Consider the following 17,047-nt stretch of genomic DNA (forward strand, 5'->3'; position numbering starts at 1 on the left):
CCGCCGGTCGCCACGTACAGCACCTCGGGGAAGGACGCCAGGCGCCGCTCCGCCTCCGCCGACTTGCCGCTGCGCGCCCCGCCCAGCACCAGGGTGCGGCGCGGCAGGTCGGGCACGGCGTGGTACTCGCCGACCACCAGCGAGGCGCCGTCCGGTACGGCACGGGCCCCGGCGGCCGCGAGACGGCGGTGGAGTTCGGGGCCGGGCGGGACGGTGTGGTCGAGGTGCACGGCGACGATGTCGGTCGCGGCGTCCACCGCGCCGCTCGCCCGCAGCCTGGCCAGCGCGTCCGGCCGTGCCAGGACATCGACGAGCACCAGGTCGTAGGGGCCGGTGCCGCCCATCTCCTCGTAGCCGCCGCCCGCGAAGCCGTCCTCGCCGACCCCGGCGGGCGCCGCTCCCGGCGGCAGGTACAGCAGCCGTTCGCCCCCGGCGCCGGCGATCTCGTAGCCGGTGCCGGGGACGTCGACGGCGATGGCCCGGACCCGGTGTCCGTCGAGCAGGGCGAGTTCCCGTCCGTCGGCGACCCGGCCCGGTTGCGGCAGCCCGGCCGGGACCTCCAGGGCGGGCCCGTCGTGCGGGTGCGAGAGCAGTACCTGGCGTACGCCGCCGAGCGACTGGCCCGCGCGGGCGGCGGCGAACGCCGGGCCCGGTGTCAGGTCGATGAGCAGCGCGCCGTCGACGAGCAGCGCGGTCGCCGCCCGCGCCTCGTCGCCGACGGCGGTGGCGCAGGCGGCGCACGGGCATCCGGGGCGCGGCAGCCCCTCGGGGGCTCCGGTGCCGAGCAGTGTCAGTTCCACGTCCCGATTTTCTCGCGGCGGCGGCCCGCGGGCGCGGCGGGGGAGGGCCGGGAGGGCGGACGCAGGGGGTGTCCCGGTACAAAGCGCCCCTCCGCGAGGTGTCCGCTGTGCACCACGGGGCAGGCGGGACGCGGGGCACAGGCCCTAAGCTGCGGCACGGTGCGGCGGGCCCCTCCGCCGCGGACCGGTACCCATCCGGCGTGACCCAGGAGGCGGACATGGCGTGGACATGGCGGTTCGAGGCGGCGGACGGCACGGAGCGGACGCCCCCGGCGCAACCGGAGGAGTTCACCTCCCAGGGCGACGCCGAGTCCTGGCTCGGCGAGGAGTGGCGCACCCTGCTCGGCGCCGGCATCGACCAGGTCAGGTTGTTCGAGGACGACACCGAGATCTACCCGGCACCGATGAACCTGCACGCCGACGAGGACTGAGCCCCCCGGCGCCCGCCCGCTCTTCCCGGACCGGCGGGCGCCGCGCCGGCTCAGCCGCCCGCGCGCACCCCGCACAGGTGCAGCAGTGCCGCCACCGCGCGGTAGGGGTCGGTCCGCCCGGCGCGCTCCTCGGCGGCCAGCAGCCGCTCCAGCTCGTCCGGCGAGGCGGGCACCGCGTCGTTCCCGGCCAGGTCGGTGAAGACGCGGACGCCGTACCAGGTGTGCAGCGGCGCCCCGATCCCGGCGAGCGTGGTCGTCAGCGCGTCCAGATGGTCGGCGCGCGCCGGGAGACCGAGACGGTTGGTGTACGAGGGCGAGTCGAAGGCCGCGAGGGCGGTGGCCCAGTCGCCCGCGAGCCCGGGGCGCATGGCCAGCGCGTCGGCGTTGCGGACCACCAGCGACAGCAGCCCGCCCGGGGCCAGCACCCGGCCGAGCCCGGCCAGCAGCGGATCGGCCTCGGGGACGTACATCAGCACGCCGTGGCAGAGCACGACGTCGAAGGAGCCGGGCAGGAAGTGCGCGCCGGTCTCCCGGCCGTCGCCGGCCAGCAGCCGCACCCGGTCCCTGATCCCGGCGGGCTGGCCGGCCAGCGCCTCGTGCGCGGCCCTGAGCATCTCCGGGTCGGACTCCAGGCCCGTGACCTCGTGCCCGGCGCGGGCCAGCCGCAGCGCCTGGGTGCCCTGCCCGATCCCGACGTCCAGCACCCGCAGCCGCTGCCCCACCGGGAAGCGCGCGGTGATCTGCTCCTCCAGCTGGCGGGCCACCAGTTCCTGGCGGACGGTGTTCCGGAGGTTCCCCAGCCCGGCGAGCCAGGCGGCGGCACCGCCGCCGAATCCCGCCGGGGCCGCGGTCAGGGCCGTTCTCCGCGCTTGACCTGCGGCTTGGGCAGCCGCAGCCGGCGCATCTGGAGCGTGCGCATCACCGCGTACGCCTTGACGCCCCGGTGGCTCTCGTTCGGGAAGCGCTCCCGGATCTGCTTGCCGACACGGACCCAGATGACGGCCGAGTCGATCACGATCAGCACGATGATCACGAGCCACGCCAGCAGCGCGATGCTCTGGATCTGCGGCACCTTGATCATCGTCAGGACCAGGATGACCACGGCCATCGGCAGGAAGAACTCCGCCACGCACCAGCGCGAGTCGACATAGTCCCGAGCGAACCGGCGCACCGGCCCCTTGTCGCGCAGCGGCAGGTACCGCTCGTCGCCGCTGGCCAGGGCCTCGCGCTGGCGGGCCAGATCGGCGCGGCGGGCCTCACGCTGCGCCTTCGCCGCCTCCTTGCGGTTGGCCGGCGTCTGCGCGCGGGCCCGGCGCTGTGACTGGGCCTCGCTGCGCTTGGGCGTCGGGCGGCCCTTGGGGGCCTGGGGGTCGCGGGACTTCTGGGGCTGCTGCGCGGTCACCTCGGGGGCCGCGGCCTGCCCGTCCTTGGAACGGCTTCGGAACACAACACCCAAGGGTACGGGGTCACCGCGCGTGGGCGACGGCCCGACGGGGCACGATCCGGCAACGGCGCGGCCCGGCCACCGGCCCTCAACCGGACCTGACAAGGGGTGTACCGGGACGGAACGGGCGCTTCACCGGCCCGTGACGCCTCTCCCTACTCCCCGGGCGGGAGACCATGAGGGTCCTCTCGTCCTGCAGGAGGAGCGCATCCGGGCCCGGACAGTGCGGTAATGGAACCGGGGCCCGTACTGTGGGGTCTGTAGATGTGCTGGAGACTGAGCCCGAGGTAATTCGGTCAGAAGGGGGCGCGCGAGGCCCATGAGCGGTGTCATGAAGCGGATGGGGATGATCTTCCGCGCGAAGGCCAACAAGGCCCTGGACCGGGCCGAGGACCCGCGCGAGACCCTCGATTACTCGTACCAGAAGCAGCTGGAACTGCTGCAGAAGGTGCGCCGGGGCGTCGCCGACGTGGCGACCTCCCGCAAGCGCCTGGAGCTGCAGCTCAACCAGCTCCAGGGGCAGTCGAGCAAGTTGGAGGACCAGGGCCGCAAGGCGCTCGCGCTCGGCCGCGAGGACCTCGCCCGCGAGGCGCTGTCGCGGCGCGCCGCGTTGCAGCAGCAGGTCACCGACCTGCAGACGCAGCACCAGACCCTCCAGGGAGAGGAGGAGAAGCTCACCCTCGCCGCCCAGCGGTTGCAGGCCAAGGTCGACGCCTTCCGTACGAAGAAGGAGACCATCAAGGCCACCTACACCGCGGCCCAGGCCCAGACCCGTATCGGCGAGGCGTTCTCCGGCATCTCCGAGGAGATGGGCGACGTCGGCCTCGCCATCGAGCGGGCCGAGGACCGGACCGCGCAGATGCAGGCACGGGCCGGCGCGATCGACGAGCTGCTCGCCTCCGGCGCGCTCGACGACCCGACGGGCATGGCCAAGGACGACATCACCGCCGAGCTCGACCGGCTCTCCGGCGGCAACGACGTCGAGCTGGAGCTCCAGCGGATGAAGGCCGAGCTGGCGGGCGGCCCCGCCGCCGGGCAGCAGGCCCTTGAGGGCGGCCAGAACACCGCCCAGGCCCCCCAGCAGGGACAGCCGCACCAGCAGCAGCCGCCGCGTTACGAGAAGTAGGACGGACCGCGCGGCGGCGGCCGTCCGCCGCCGCGCCCCGCACAGATCGCCGGACCTGAGCACAAGGGAGACCGTCGTGATCGTACGGATCATGGGGGAGGGCCAGGTGAAGTTGGACGACGCCCACTTCACCGAGCTGAACAAGCTGGACGACGAACTGCTCGCCGAGATGGAGAGCGGTGACGAGGCGGGATTCCGGCGCACCCTGGACGCACTGCTGGAGGCGGTGCGCCGACTGGGCAGCCCACTGCCGGACGACGCGCTGGAGCCGTCCGAGCTGATCCTGCCGTCCCCGGACGCCTCGCTCGACGAGGTACGGGCGATGCTCAGCGACGACGGGCTCATCCCCGGCTGAGCCCGCGGCGCGCCCCGCGCCCGCACCCCCGCAGCGCACGCACCACCCGGGCGCCCCGGACCCCTCGCGGGACCGGGGCGCTACCGTTTCCTCCCATGACCCCCCTCGACCCCGCGGGCCCGCAGCCGCCGCGCCCCGGCCGCCTCGCCCGGCTGCGCGCCCACCCGGTCCTGGTGAGCGTGGTCGTGACGCTGGTCACCTTCGGAGCGGTCCTCGCCGGTTCGATGGCCGGCGCCCGCGGGGTCCACTGCCCCGCCCCCGGCACCGGCCCCCGCGAGCTGAACACCGCCGCCGTGGTACTCGCCGCCCTCGCCTGCGCCACCCTCGTCCTCCGCGCCCGGCTGCCCCGCACCGTCCTGGCCGTCACCGTCGTCCTCAGCGTCGCCGGACTGGCCGCCGGGGGCGCCACCTCGCGCGCCCCGATCGCGCTCGCCGCCGTTGTCGCCCTCTTCAGCCTCGCGGTCCGCACCGACCGGCCCACCACCGTGCGCTTCGGCGTCCCCACCGCCCTCGTCCTGACCGCCGCCGTGATCGTCTTCGGGCCGCGCGGCTGGGACGCCCAGCAGAACCTCACCCACTTCGCCTGGGTCGGCATGGCGGCCGCCGCCGGCGACGCCGTCCGCGGCCGCCGCGTCTACATCGACGCCATGCGCGAGCGCGCCGAACGCGCCGAACGCACCCGGGAGGAGGAGGCCCGCCGCCGGGTCACCGAGGAGCGGCTGCGCATCGCCCGCGACCTGCACGACGTCGTCGCCCATCACATCGCCCTGGTCAACGTCCAGGCCGGGGTCGCCTCGCACGTCATGGACAGCAGGCCCGACCAGGCCAAGCAGGCGCTGGCGCAGGTCCGCGAGGCGTCCCGGTCGGCGCTCGGCGAGCTGCGCGCCACCGTCGGCCTGCTGCGCGAGTCCGGCGACCCGGCCGCGCCCACCGAGCCCACCCCCGGCCTCGCCCTCCTCGGCCGGCTCGTCGACGGCTTCGTCCGCGCCGGGCTCCCCGTCACCGTCGAGGCGCCGCGGGAGCCGGAGCCGCTGCCCGCCGCCGTCGACCTGACCGCCTACCGCGTCGTCCAGGAGGCGCTGACCAACGTCCGCAAGCACGCGGGCGAGGGCGCCCGTGCCACGGTCCGCATCACCCGCGACGACGACGCGCTGACCGTGACCGTCCTCGACGACGGCGGCCGCCGCGTCCCCGCCCCCCGCGGCGAGGCGGACCCGGGCGGCGGCCACGGCCTGCTCGGCATGCGCGAGCGGGTCCTCGCGCTGTCCGGCGCGATCGAGACCGGCCCGGTGCCGTCCGGAGGCTTCCGGGTCCGGGTGACCCTTCCGCTGCACACCGCCCGTACGGGGGAGACGACCACATGACGATCAAGGTGCTGCTCGCCGACGACCAGGCACTGCTGCGCAGCGCGTTCCGGGTCCTGGTGGACTCCGAGGCGGACATGACGGTCGTCGGCGAGGCCGCGGACGGCGCCGAGGCGTACGACCTCGCCCGCGCCACCCTGCCCGACGTGGTCCTCATGGACATCCGGATGCCCGGCACCGACGGCCTCACCGCCACCCGCATGATCGGCGAGGACCCGCTGCTGGACGGCGTCCGCGTCGTCATCCTGACGACGTTCGAGGTCGACGACTACGTGGTGCGGGCGCTGCGCGCGGGCGCCAGCGGCTTCCTCGGCAAGGGCGCCGAGCCCGACGAACTCCTCAGCGCCATCCGGATCGCGGCGGGCGGCGAGGCCCTGCTCTCCCCGGCCGCGACCAAGGGCCTCATCGCCAAGTTCCTCGCCCGGGAGGACGAGACCGCCGACGGCGCCCCCGACGGGCCGGGCGCCGAACGCCTCGCCGCGCTCACCGGCCGCGAACGGGAGGTCCTGGTCCTGGTCGCCGGCGGCCTGTCCAACGACGACATCGCCCTCCGGCTCGACGTCAGCCCCCTGACCGTCAAGACCCACGTCAACCGGGCGATGGCCAAGCTCGGCGCCCGCGACCGCGCCCAATTGGTCGTCACCGCGTACGAGTCCGGACTCGTACGCCCACGGGTGCAGTGACGGGCCGGGGGCCGTACTCCGAACGCGGTACGGCCCCGCCCCGCGAAACCGACCTGCGAGCGACGAGAACCGGCCGGTCCATGGCCGAAGGTGTACACGGGCGTACACCTGTGCCCGCCCGCAGAACCGGTCAGAAACAGAAGAGAGACCCCACCCATGGCCTGGCTGTCCCGAATCAGCCTTGTACAACGGGGCCTGATAGCACTGATGTCGATCGTCGCGATCGTCTTCGGTGTCATCGCGATCCCGCAGCTCAAGCAGCAGCTCCTGCCCTCCATCGAACTGCCCATGGTGTCCGTGGTGGCGCCGTACCAGGGCGCCTCGCCCGACGTCGTCGAGAAGCAGGTGGTCGAGCCGCTGGAGAACGGACTCCAGGCGGTCGACGGCCTCAAGGGCGTCACCTCCAAGGCGAGCGAGGGCTCCGCCGTCGTCATGGCGGAGTTCGACTACGGCAACGACTCCCAGAAGCTGGTCGCCGACGTCCAGCAGGCCGTCAACCGCGCCCGCGCCAAGCTCCCCAAGGACGTCGACCCGCAGGTCGTCTCCGGCTCGACGGACGACCTGCCCACCGTCGTCCTCGCCGTCTCCTCCGGCCGCCAGGACCAGCAGGCCCTCGCCGACAAGCTCGACCGCACCGTCGTCCCGGACCTGAAGAACATCGACGGCGTCGGCCAGGTGTCGGTCAGCGGCGCCCAGGAGCGCGTCGTCGCCGTCACCCCCGACGACAAGAAGCTCGCCGCCGCCGGCCTCACACCCACCGCCCTCGGCCAGGCCCTCGAAGCGGGCGGCACCTCCGTCCCGGCCGGCGCGTTCTCCGAGAACGGCAGGAGCCTGACCGTGCAGGTCGGCTCCGCCTTCACCTCGGTCGGGCAGATCAAGGACCTGACCGTCCCCCCGGCGCAGGGACCGGGCGGCACGGGCAAGCCGGTCCGCCTCGGTGACGTGGCCTCCGTCAAGGAGGAGGCGGCCGCCCCGACGTCGATCACCCGCACCGACGGCCGGCCCAGCCTCTCCGTCAACATCACCATGGACCGCGACGGCAGCGCCGTGGCCATCTCCGACGCGGTCAAGGACAAGCTGGACGGCATCCGCGACAGCCTCGGCAAGGACGCCCGTGTCACCATCGTCGCCGACCAGGGCCCGTCCGTCTCCAAGTCGATCGACTCGCTGACCACCGAGGGACTGCTCGGCCTGGTCATGGCCGTGATCGTGATCCTGGTCTTCCTGCTCAGCGTGCGCTCGACGCTGGTGACCGCGGTGTCCATCCCGCTGTCCGTCGTCATCACGCTGATCGCCCTGTGGGTCGGGGACCTCTCCCTCAACATGCTGACCCTCGGCGCGCTGACCATCGCCATCGGCCGCGTCGTCGACGACTCCATCGTCGTCCTGGAGAACATCAAACGGCACCTCGGCTACGGCGAGGAGCGCCGCGAGGCCATCCTCGGCGCGGTCCGCGAGGTCGCCGGGGCGATCACCTCCTCCACCCTCACCACCGTCGCGGTGTTCCTGCCCATCGGTGTCGTCGGCGGCATGGTCGGCGCCCTCTTCGGCTCGTTCTCCCTGACCGTCACCGTCGCCCTGCTCGCGTCCCTGATCGTCTCCCTGACGGTCGTCCCGGTCCTGTCGTACTGGTTCCTGCGCGCCCCCGAACTCCCCGAGGGCGCCGACCCCGAGCAGCTGCGCCGCGAGGCCGAGGAGAAGGAGGCCGGCAGCGCCCTCCAGCGCTTCTACGTCCCCGTCCTGCGCTTCGCCACCCGCCGCCGGGTCACCAGCGTGGTCATCGCGGTCGTGGTGCTGCTCGCCACGTTCGGCATGGTCCCGCTGCTGAAGACGAACTTCTTCGACCAGGGCAACCAGAACACCCTCAGCATCAGCCAGAAGCTGCGGCCCGGCGCGAGCCTGGACGCGACCGACACCCAGGCCAAGCGGATCGAGAAGCTCCTCGACCGCACCGACGCCGTCGAGGACTACCAGGTCAACGTCGGCTCCGGCGGCATGATGGCGGCCTTCGGCGCCGGCTTCGGCTCCCACCAGGCCACCTACCAGATCCGGCTCAAGGACTCCGCCGACACCGACGCCGTCACCCGCGAACTCCGCGACGGCCTCGACAAGCTCGGCAAGAACATCGGCGACACCACCGTCACCGCGGGCGGCGGCTTCGGCGGCCAGGACCTCAGCGTCGTCGTCAAGGCGGGCGACGCCGACGTCCTGAAGAAGGCGGCCGAGCAGGTCCGCCGGACCGTCGCCGGACTCGACGACGTCACCGACGTCCAGAGCGACCTGTCGCAGAGCGTGCCCCGGATCTCCGTCACGCCCAAGCCCGAGGCGGCCGCCGCCGGCTACCACCAGACCGCCCTCGGCGGCATCGTCGCCCAGGCCCTGCGCGGCACCACCAGCGGCAAGGCCGTCCTGGACGACACCGAGCGGGACATCGTCGTCCGCTCCGCCCACCCGGCCACCACCGTCGACGAGCTGCGGAAGCTGGCCCTGCCCGGCCCCGGCGGCCAGGTCAGGCTCGGCGACATCGCCACCGTCAAGACCGTTCCCGGCCCGGTCCAGACGACCCGGATCGACGGCGCCCGCTCGGCGACGATCACCGCGAAGCCGACCGGCGACAACACCGGCGCGGTCACCGTCCAGCTCCAGCAGAAGATCAAGGACCTGGACCTGCCGGCCGGCGCCACCGCCGAGATCGGCGGCGTCTCCCAGGACCAGTCCGACGCGTTCTCCAAGCTCGGCCTGGCCATGCTCGCGGCCATCGCCATCGTCTTCATCCTCCTGGTCGCGACGTTCCGGTCGCTGCTCCAGCCGCTGATCCTCCTCGTCTCGATCCCCTTCGCGGCGACCGGCGCGATCGGCCTGCTGCTGGTGACCGGCACCCCGCTGGGCGTCCCGGCGCTGATCGGCATGCTGATGCTCATCGGCATCGTCGTCACCAACGCCATCGTCCTGATCGACCTGATCAACCAGTACCGCGCCCAGGGCTACGGCGTCGTCGAGGCGGTCGTCGAGGGCGGCCGCCACCGTCTGCGCCCGATCCTGATGACGGCACTGGCGACGATCATGGCGCTCTGCCCGATGGCCCTCTCCCTCACCGGCGACGGCGGCTTCATCTCCCAGCCGCTGGCCGTCGTCGTCATCGGCGGTCTGATCACCTCCACCCTGCTGACCCTCCTCCTCGTCCCGACGCTCTACGCGATGATCGAACTCCGCAGGGAGCGCCGCGCGGCGAAGAAGGCGGCGAAGCGGGGCCCGGCCCCGCAGGCCGACGACACCGAACCGGTCCGCGAGCCCGCCGGGGTCTGACCCCGCACCCTCCGACCGGACGCGGCCCCCGCAGCCCTCCCACGGGCGGCGGGGGCCGCACCCGTGAAAACTCCGCCCCCACCACCCCCTCCGATCACATGACCGAATAACGCCCCCGCCGCCCCGCCCCCCGGCTTCGGGCGTGTCAACCCGGGTACACCCCGCAGCAGGACCCTTCCTTCGTCGACTCAACAGGGGGACACCATGGGGAAACACGGTGACGGCAAGGGCGGATCGGACGGGGACAAGCAGCAGAGCCCCCGGGAATCCGACGGCCAGTGGACGAAGCCGGTGAGCAACCCGCCGAAGAAGTAGGACGAGAGGCCGCCCCATGTCCTCCCCGAGCCGTCTGGTGGAGATCCTGCGCAACAAGGGCGCGCTGACCCCCCAGTGGGAGCCGGCCGTCGCCGCTGTCGACCGGGCCCACTTCGTGCCCGACACCTTCGAGGTCGGCGACCGTACCGTCTCCCGTGGCGCGGACGAGGACGAATGGCGGCGCATGGTCTACGCGGACCTGCCGCTCGTGACCCAGCACAACGACGGCAGGCCCGCCGACGGCGGCGTCACCGTCCCGACCTGTTCGACGTCCATGCCCTCCCTGATGCTCGGCATGGCCGCGATCGTCCGGGACGGCGACCGCGTACTGGAGATCGGCACCGGCACCGGCTACCACGCCGCCTGGCTCACCCACCGCCTCGGCCCCGACCGCACCACCACCATCGAGACCGACCCCGCGCTCCACGACATCGCCCGCCGCAACCTCGACCGCGCCGGCCTCCGCCCGCACATGGTGTGCGGCGACGGCCTCGCCGGCGTCCCCGACCGCGCCCCCTACGACCGCACCATCGCCACCTGCACCGTCCGCGACATCCCCTACGCCTGGGTCCGGCAGACCGCCCCCGGCGGCACGATCCTCACCCCCTGGGGCTCGTCCTTCCACTCGTACTCGTTCGCCACCCTCACCGTCCACGACGGCCGCGCCACCGGCCGCTTCTTTGGCAGCCCCGCCTTCATGTGGGCCCGCCAGCAGCGCCGCTCGTACGGCCGCATCCGCGACTGGTACCACGGCGAGAGAGGCGACCGCGCCCGCACCACCCTCGACCCCCGCGTCCTCGAACACGACGCCGACGCCCGCTTCGCCGTCGGCCTGCGCCTGCGCGACGCCTGGCCCCTCCTGGCCACCGCCGACGACGGCAGCGACGAGGCCACCTACTGGATCTTCGACGATGCCCGCACCTCCTGGGCCACCGTCGAATACGTCCCCGGCCACGACGACTACGAGACCGAACAACACGGCCCCCGCCGCCTCTGGGACGAGGCCGAAACCGCCTACCGTGCCTGGACCTCCATCGGCGGCCCACCTCGCGACCACTACCGCATCACGGTCACGGAGGAGGGGCAGACGGTACGGGCGGACGACGGCCCGGAATAGCCCCTGGAATAGCCTTGACGGAACGCCGACGGCCCGTCCCGGGGGTCTCCTGGGACGGGCCGGTCTCGTTTCTTCCGTGACCTCAGCGGCCGGTCAGCTCACCGGACTTCACCGCCGCGACGAACCCGGACCAGGCTGCTGCGGGGAGGACGAGCGTGGGGCCGTGGGGGGTCTTGCTGTCGCGTACGGGGACGATGCCGGGGAGGCTGTCGGCGACCTCGACGCAGTTGCCCCCGTTGGAGTTGCTGTAGCTGCTCTTGCGCCATGTGGCGGTGCTCAGCTCGGGGGTGTGTCGCATGGCTTGTAGTCCTCCATCGCATTTCGGATCAGCTCCGCCGAATCAGCCAGTGCGAGGGAGTTGGCGCGCAGTACCTCGTACTGCCGCCGCCATTTCTTCACCGAGTCCCGATCCTCGTAGAGATGACCGGCCTTGATGCCCTCTTCGTAGGCCACGGTGGAGCCATCAGGGAGTGTCAGCAGGGTTAGCGCGCCGCTCATCAGCGAGTGCGACCCCGCGCTGAACGGCAGTACTTGAACCTTACTGTCCGGAGTATCTACCTGCTTGAGCAGCCAAGCCAGCTGTTCGTACATGCACTTCCTGCTGCCCATCCGCCTTCGCAGTACGGCCTCGTCGATGATCGCCCAGCGGAACGGGGGTGAGTCCAAGCGCTGGCGTTCCTGTCGCGACATGCGTGCGGCGACACGCACCTCGATCTCTTCCTCGGTCAGGTCCTCCTGGTAGCTGAGGAACGCGCGCGCGTACGCCTCGGTCTGCAACGGGCCTGGAACCACCTGCGGTTCGTAGTTCTCGATGACATCGGCCAGGGCCTCGAAGTCCATGAACCGCCGGTACTGGTCCGGGTGCGCCTCCCGTTTCGCCAACTGATACAGGCTGTAGAAGTGCTCGTCCAAACCGAAGGCGGCATCCAGCGCCGGTGGCAACTCCGGCGGGGGCATCAACTCCGCCGTCTCCACCCGCGCCAGCGCGCTCTTGCTGAAGTTCACGATGGTGGACAGCTGCACCAGGGACAGCTTGGCGCGTTCCCGGTGCCGACGCTGCTCGGAACCGAAGTAGTGACGGGCGGACACGTACGGGGTCAGGGCTTTCGGCGCGAATTTCAACGTGGTCACCTCTCGGTCGTCCCGGCCGCAACGGCGGGATGGAATGGCCCTGTTGAGGCCATATCTCACACGGCAACGATGGCGATACACACGGTGAACAGCAACCGGAAGTCCACGCCTGACCCCCGACGACCGCGCCGGGTCGAATGAAGGAGCGGGATGTGGCCACTATGACAGGAGCGGGCCGAGATGTTGCCACGCACGGAAAAGCACGACGAAACGGCGGCCCCCCGATGACGGGCCACGAGGCCAGGACACCACTGCGCCTCCTCCCCTGGACAACGGCGAACGGGATGCCCTGTTACCTCAGCACCGACAACCCGCAAAGCCACATGTCCCAACTGGCGGACGAAATGGAGGAGGACCAACTCCTGGCGGCCGAAGAACTCCTCACAGAAACCGCCCCCCTCCCCGAACACCCCGAAGCCACCCCCACCGAACTCCGCCGCGCCATCACCCGCCTCAGGCTCTCCCTACGCGACACCCTCCGCATCGCTGACAGCCGAGGCACCCGCCTGCCCACCCCGGACGAGGGCCCGTGCGCCCACGAAAGGATCACACCCCCCGGCCCCCAAGCAGTCTGCTGCACCTGTAAACAACAGATCTACCTCTGAACGTCGAACGGCCTGCCCGAGCGGACGTGCCCCGGCGTGAGGGGTACGCGTGCAGCCGGAGCTGCGACTCCATCGACGCCTGGGTGTTCGGGTCCGAACCTGCCGTTCACCACCGATCAGCCCTTCGGGGCCGGGCGGCCGGCCGTGCTGGGCTCCGCCGCGCCCGTTCCCGTCAAGAAGCTCGCCGTGGTGATCCGGTACGCCGTGCGCGCCCCCGAGTTGCGGGAGAACGCCCTCGGCGCCGTCCGCCGCATGGCTGCGGAGGGCGGCGCCGAGTGTGTCGTACGGGCGGTGCGCGCGGCGGTCTGAACGGCGGCTGTCCGGGCGGCCGGTCCGGCCCGGACAGCTCCCGGGACTCAGATCTTCGCGAGCTTCTCCGCGTCGGCGTAGACGTAGTTCGTCGCGTCGAGGGTCTTGACGGCGATCTTCACCTTGTCACCCTTGTGGAAGACGGCCCCCGCCTTCGGGGTCAGCTTCACTGTCGCGGTGTGGGAGCCGAAGTCGCAGGTCACCTCGCCGCTGGCGAGAGTGCCGGTGGCGACGGCCCTCTTGTTGACCGTGCTGGTGGCCACGCCCTCGATGCGCAGGGTCTCGCCGGTGTCGCAGGAGTAGGTGACATTGACGGTGATCACGGGCTTGGGCTTGGCCGCGTACTGGGCGCTGTCGATGGCGATGAGGTTGGCCTTGGCCGAGGCCGGAGCGGCCAGGGCCACCGCGCCGCCGGTCAGGACGACGGCGGCGGCCGCGGTGGCGCCGATACGGGCGCGCAGACGGGGCTGCTGCATGGATGTTCCCCCCTGGGAAGTGGTGCGAAAGGTACGGCGCGCTGCGCTGCCGGTTCACGGAAAACCGCACAGTAACAATGCGTACAGATCATCACAGGCGACAAGGATCGCCGTCCAGGGAGTAACTCGGCATACACGCGACACTTTGGCACCTGTGTTGGCTTTGCCGCACTTACGTTCCGAAAAGCGACTGAGGGAGAGCGCTCATCTCCCGGAGAGCAACGGCCCACCGTGCCCGTCGAGTGATCGCCCGGACATGACCTGGTCCGTAGACCATGTGGGCATCGCGAACGTCCGGTCGTGTCCTTCCCCCTCACCCCCTCCCCGCCACCCACACCGCCCCCACGACGAGGGCGCAGCCGGCGAGTTGGCTGGGGGCGGGGGTCTCGTGGAGGAGGAGCAGGGCGAGGGCGAGGGCCATGACCGGTTGGAGGAGCAGGAGGGAGGCGGTGGTGTCGGGGCGGAGGCGGGGGCCGGCCCTGCTGATCAGGAGCCAGGCGGCCACCTGGCCGAGGAGGGCCAGGGCGGTGAGCCAGGCCCAGGAGGCGGCGGGCAGGGCGAGGGGGAGGCCGGTGGTCAGGAGGGCGAGGGCGCCGGAGGTGGCGGCCGCCGCGGTGGTGGAGAGGCAGACGGGGGAGGCGATGTGGCGGGGGGAGCGTTGTCCGGAGAGGCGGGTCAGGTAGAGGTAGACGGCGTAGGCGAGGCCGGCGGCGATGCCGAGGAGGGCGCCGCGCAGGGGATTGGCGGCCTGCTCGTCGCGGGCGAGGGCGCCGCCGGCGAGGGCGGTCCCGGCGAGCATCAGGGGGCAGGCGGCGAAGAACCGGCGGGGCAGGCGCGTACCGCTGAACACGCGGGCGAGCAGGGGGAAGGCGATGACCTGGACGTTGACGAGCACGGTGGAGACGGCCGCGCCAATGTCCAGGACGCTGACGCTCCACATGACGTAGTCCGCGCCGAGGAAAACGCCGCCCAGGAGCGCGTACCAGGGGAGCGGGCCCGGGAGGGGACCGTGGCGCCGGAACTCGTACGCCAGCAACGGCACCAGGGGGACCAGGGCGAGGGCGCAGCGCAGGAAGGCCGCGGTGCCCGCGTTCGCGTCGGCGAGTTTGACGAATATCGCGGAGGCGGACAGGCAGGCGGCGCCGACGACGACGAGCAGGGCGGCGCGGGCGGACGGGCCCGGTCCGGGCGTGCCGGACGGGCGGACGGCGGGGGAGGACGGGGCACGGGTTTCGGGGGCGGCATCCACGTCCCGCACGATTCCACCGGTGAACGTGCAGCACTACTTATTGTTTGTTTGCCATAACGGATAGTGCGGCTTATGGGTGGGCGCGCGGGAGGCGGGGCGGTGGTGTGGTGACCTGGGAGCGGTTACGGGTGTTCGCGGCGGTCGCGCGGTACGGCTCGATACGGGCGGCGGCCGAGGCGCTGCATGTCACCGGGCCGGCCGTCTCGCAGCATCTGCGCAGGCTGGAGCGGGAGACGGGCCGCCGGCTCGTCGAGCCGGACGGGCGCGGCATCCGCCTCACCCACGCCGGCCGGGTGCTGTCGGCCGCCGCCCAGGAGATGGCGGAGACCGCGGCACGTGCCGCCTCGGACCTCGCCGCGCTCGGCGGGCGGGTCTCCGGGCCGCTGCGTGTCGGCGCCGTGGCGTCCGCGTTCCGCGTGCTGGTGCCCCGTACGCTGCTGGCCCTCACCGAGCGGCACCCCCGGCTGGAGCCGCATGTCCACGACGGGGAGGCGGCGCAGATGCTGCCGCGGCTGCGGGCGGGGGAGCTGGACGCCGTCGTGGTCGAGAGCTGGGCGCACTGCCCCACGCCCGTCCCCGAGGGGGTCCGTGTCACGCCGGTGGTGCGGGAGGAGGCGCTGCTGGCCGTGCCCGTCGGCCACCCGCTCGCGGACCGGGACGAGGTGCCGCTCGGCCGGTTGCGCGACGAGGTCTGGGCGAGCTGCCCGGAGGGGGCCGACACGCACCGGGCCCTGGTGCAGCTGCTGCGGTCCCACGGGGTGGAGGCGCGGGTGCGGTACGGGGCCGCGGACTATGTGACCCAGCTGCGGCTGGTGGCCGCCGGGCTCGCGCTGGCGCTGGTGCCCCGGATGGCGGCGGACCCGGCCGCGCTCGACGGGGTGCGGCTGGTCGCCTGCCGTCCGGCGGTGACGCGCGCCGTGTGGGTGGCCACCGCGCCGGACGCCGGCACACCGGCCGTGCGTGCCTTCGTCGACGGGCTGACGCGGACGGCCGGGGAGGCGGCGGGGGCCGGTGCGCCGCCGGCCCCCGGTGACGCGGAGGCGTCCTGAGGGCCGGCGGGGCGTTTCGTTACGGCAGTGCCAGCATCCGCTCCAGGGCGAGCTTGGCGTAGTGCTCGGTCTCCTTGTCGACCTGGATGCGGTTGACGACCTTGCCGGCCGCCAGGGACTCCAGGGACCAGACCAGGTGGGGCAGGTCGATGCGGTTCATCGTCGAGCAGAAGCAGACCGTCCGGTCGAGGAAGACGATCTCCTTGTCCTGGTCGGCGAAGCGGTTCGCCAGCCGCCGGACGAGGTTCAGCTCCGTGCCGATCGCCCACTTCGACCCGGCCGGGGCGGCCTCCAGGGTCTTGATGATGTGCTCGGTCGAACCGACGTGGTCGGCCGCCGCGACCACCTCGTGCTTGCACTCGGGGTGCACCAGCACGTTGACGCCGGGGATGCGCGCCCGGACGTCCTCGACCGACTCCAGCGAGAACCGGCCGTGGACCGAGCAGTGGCCGCGCCAGAGGATCATCTTCGCCGCGCGCAGCTGCTCGGGGGTGAGGCCGCCGCCCGGCTTGTGCGGGTTGTAGACCACGCAGTCGTCCAGCGACATGCCCATGTCGCGGACGGCGGTGTTGCGGCCGAGGTGCTGGTCGGGCAGGAAGAGGACCTTGGTGCCCTGCTCGAAGGCCCACTCCAGCGCGCGCTTCGCGTTGGACGAGGTGCAGATGGTGCCGCCGTGCCTGCCGGTGAACGCCTTGATGTCCGCCGAGGAGTTCATGTACGAGACGGGCACGACCTCCTCGGCCACACCCGCCTCGGTGAGCACGTCCCAGCACTCGGCGACCTGCTCGGCGGTCGCCATGTCGGCCATGGAGCAGCCGGCGGCCAGGTCCGGGAGGACCACCCGCTGGTCGTCGGAGGTGAGGATGTCCGCGGACTCCGCCATGAAGTGCACACCGCAGAAGACGATGTACTCGGCGTCCGGCCGGGCGGCCGCTTCCCGCGCCAGCTTGAACGAGTCGCCGGTGACGTCGGCGAACGCGATGACCTCGTCGCGCTGGTAGTGGTGTCCCAGGACGAAGACCCTGTCGCCGAGCTTCTCCTTGGCCGCGCGGGCGCGCTCGACGAGACCGGGGTCGGACGGGGCCGGCAGCTCGCCGGGGCACTCCACGCCGCGCTCGCTCCGGGGGTCGGCCTCGCGGCCGAGCAGGAGCAGCGCCAGCGGGGTCGGCTGGACGTCCAGGGGCTGGGCGGTGGTCACGGCACGCACCCTCTCTTTTCCGCGGAAGGCGCCGTGCGGGCGCCTTGCCGACTGCCTTTTCGTCGGATTGACGCTATCTATCATAGTCT

At 72.5% G+C, this 17,047-nt stretch carries 17 protein-coding genes and 1 pseudogene; 10 read left to right on the forward strand and 8 right to left on the reverse strand.

The window, feature by feature from the left end; all coding sequences use genetic code 11:
• Positions 1 to 800: pseudogene (locus AC51EU_RS04750) on the reverse strand (bifunctional adenosylcobinamide kinase/adenosylcobinamide-phosphate guanylyltransferase); the annotation flags it as partial.
• Between the two features lie 218 nt (positions 801 to 1,018).
• On the opposite strand from AC51EU_RS04750, the gene AC51EU_RS04755 reads away from it, so the two are divergent.
• Complete coding sequence (locus AC51EU_RS04755; RefSeq protein ID WP_496265388.1) at positions 1,019 to 1,231, forward strand: hypothetical protein; 213 nt, start codon at positions 1,019 to 1,021, stop codon at positions 1,229 to 1,231.
• Between the two features lie 50 nt (positions 1,232 to 1,281).
• Here AC51EU_RS04755 and AC51EU_RS04760 read toward each other — a convergent pair whose 3' ends face one another.
• Together AC51EU_RS04760 and AC51EU_RS04765 are read right to left on the reverse strand one after the other, a co-directional pair.
• A complete protein-coding gene (locus tag AC51EU_RS04760; RefSeq protein WP_496265361.1) occupies positions 1,282 to 1,995 on the reverse strand; it encodes a class I SAM-dependent methyltransferase in 714 nt (237 codons plus the stop codon).
• Between the two features lie 86 nt (positions 1,996 to 2,081).
• Positions 2,082 to 2,678 (reverse strand): DUF3043 domain-containing protein, encoded by a 597-nt coding sequence (locus AC51EU_RS04765; protein ID WP_496265362.1) that lies wholly within the window; start codon positions 2,676 to 2,678, stop codon positions 2,082 to 2,084.
• A 316-nt stretch (positions 2,679 to 2,994) separates the two neighbouring features.
• Between AC51EU_RS04765 and AC51EU_RS04770 the strand changes: the two genes are divergently transcribed.
• The 6 genes from AC51EU_RS04770 (at position 2,995) to AC51EU_RS04795 (ending at position 10,941) form a co-directional block, all read left to right on the forward strand.
• Positions 2,995 to 3,801, forward strand: a complete 807-nt coding sequence (locus AC51EU_RS04770) for a PspA/IM30 family protein (RefSeq protein WP_496265363.1) — start codon at positions 2,995 to 2,997, stop codon at positions 3,799 to 3,801.
• Between the two features lie 76 nt (positions 3,802 to 3,877).
• Positions 3,878 to 4,156, forward strand: a complete 279-nt coding sequence (gene pspAA / locus AC51EU_RS04775; RefSeq protein WP_496265364.1) for a PspA-associated protein PspAA — start codon at positions 3,878 to 3,880, stop codon at positions 4,154 to 4,156.
• Positions 4,157 to 4,251: 95 nt separating this feature from the next.
• Entirely contained in the window at positions 4,252 to 5,520 is a 1,269-nt protein-coding gene (locus AC51EU_RS04780; RefSeq protein WP_496265365.1) for a sensor histidine kinase, read from the forward strand.
• Positions 5,517 to 6,203, forward strand: a complete 687-nt coding sequence (locus AC51EU_RS04785; RefSeq protein ID WP_496265366.1) for a response regulator — start codon at positions 5,517 to 5,519, stop codon at positions 6,201 to 6,203. The genes AC51EU_RS04780 and AC51EU_RS04785 overlap by 4 nt, the downstream gene beginning before the upstream one ends.
• 156 nt (positions 6,204 to 6,359) lie before the next feature.
• Positions 6,360 to 9,509, forward strand: coding sequence for an efflux RND transporter permease subunit (locus tag AC51EU_RS04790; RefSeq protein WP_496265367.1), 3,150 nt, complete (start codon positions 6,360 to 6,362; stop codon positions 9,507 to 9,509).
• A 331-nt stretch (positions 9,510 to 9,840) separates the two neighbouring features.
• Complete coding sequence (locus AC51EU_RS04795) at positions 9,841 to 10,941, forward strand: methyltransferase domain-containing protein (RefSeq protein WP_496265368.1); 1,101 nt, start codon at positions 9,841 to 9,843, stop codon at positions 10,939 to 10,941.
• Positions 10,942 to 11,023: 82 nt separating this feature from the next.
• Here the strand turns inward: AC51EU_RS04795 and AC51EU_RS04800 are convergent, their stop codons facing one another.
• The gene (locus tag AC51EU_RS04800; protein WP_496265369.1) at positions 11,024 to 11,239 is read right to left on the reverse strand and encodes a DUF397 domain-containing protein; all 216 of its coding nucleotides are present in this window, start codon (positions 11,237 to 11,239) and stop codon (positions 11,024 to 11,026) included.
• Positions 11,218 to 12,063, reverse strand: a complete 846-nt coding sequence (locus AC51EU_RS04805) for a helix-turn-helix domain-containing protein (protein ID WP_496265389.1) — start codon at positions 12,061 to 12,063, stop codon at positions 11,218 to 11,220. The genes AC51EU_RS04800 and AC51EU_RS04805 overlap by 22 nt, the downstream gene beginning before the upstream one ends.
• A gap of 233 nt (positions 12,064 to 12,296) precedes the next feature.
• On the opposite strand from AC51EU_RS04805, the gene AC51EU_RS04810 reads away from it, so the two are divergent.
• A complete protein-coding gene (locus AC51EU_RS04810; RefSeq protein ID WP_496265370.1) occupies positions 12,297 to 12,677 on the forward strand; it encodes a hypothetical protein in 381 nt (126 codons plus the stop codon).
• Positions 12,678 to 12,821: 144 nt separating this feature from the next.
• Positions 12,822 to 12,986, forward strand: coding sequence for a hypothetical protein (locus AC51EU_RS04815; RefSeq protein ID WP_496265371.1), 165 nt, complete (start codon positions 12,822 to 12,824; stop codon positions 12,984 to 12,986).
• 47 nt (positions 12,987 to 13,033) lie between these two features.
• Here the strand turns inward: AC51EU_RS04815 and AC51EU_RS04820 are convergent, their stop codons facing one another.
• Complete coding sequence (locus AC51EU_RS04820) at positions 13,034 to 13,462, reverse strand: hypothetical protein (protein ID WP_496265372.1); 429 nt, start codon at positions 13,460 to 13,462, stop codon at positions 13,034 to 13,036.
• Positions 13,463 to 13,775: 313 nt separating this feature from the next.
• On the reverse strand, positions 13,776 to 14,711 hold the full coding sequence (locus AC51EU_RS04825; protein WP_496265373.1) for a DMT family transporter: 936 nt from the start codon (positions 14,709 to 14,711) through the stop codon (positions 13,776 to 13,778).
• 107 nt (positions 14,712 to 14,818) lie between these two features.
• Between AC51EU_RS04825 and AC51EU_RS04830 the strand changes: the two genes are divergently transcribed.
• A complete protein-coding gene (locus tag AC51EU_RS04830; RefSeq protein ID WP_496265374.1) occupies positions 14,819 to 15,760 on the forward strand; it encodes a LysR family transcriptional regulator in 942 nt (313 codons plus the stop codon).
• Positions 15,761 to 15,779: 19 nt separating this feature from the next.
• On the opposite strand, the gene nadA is transcribed toward AC51EU_RS04830, so the two are convergent.
• The gene (gene nadA / locus AC51EU_RS04835) at positions 15,780 to 16,967 is read right to left on the reverse strand and encodes a quinolinate synthase NadA (RefSeq protein WP_496265375.1); all 1,188 of its coding nucleotides are present in this window, start codon (positions 16,965 to 16,967) and stop codon (positions 15,780 to 15,782) included.
• Between the last annotated feature and the right edge of the window lie 80 nt (positions 16,968 to 17,047).

It is taken from the genome of Candidatus Streptomyces philanthi, from assembly GCF_059553635.1.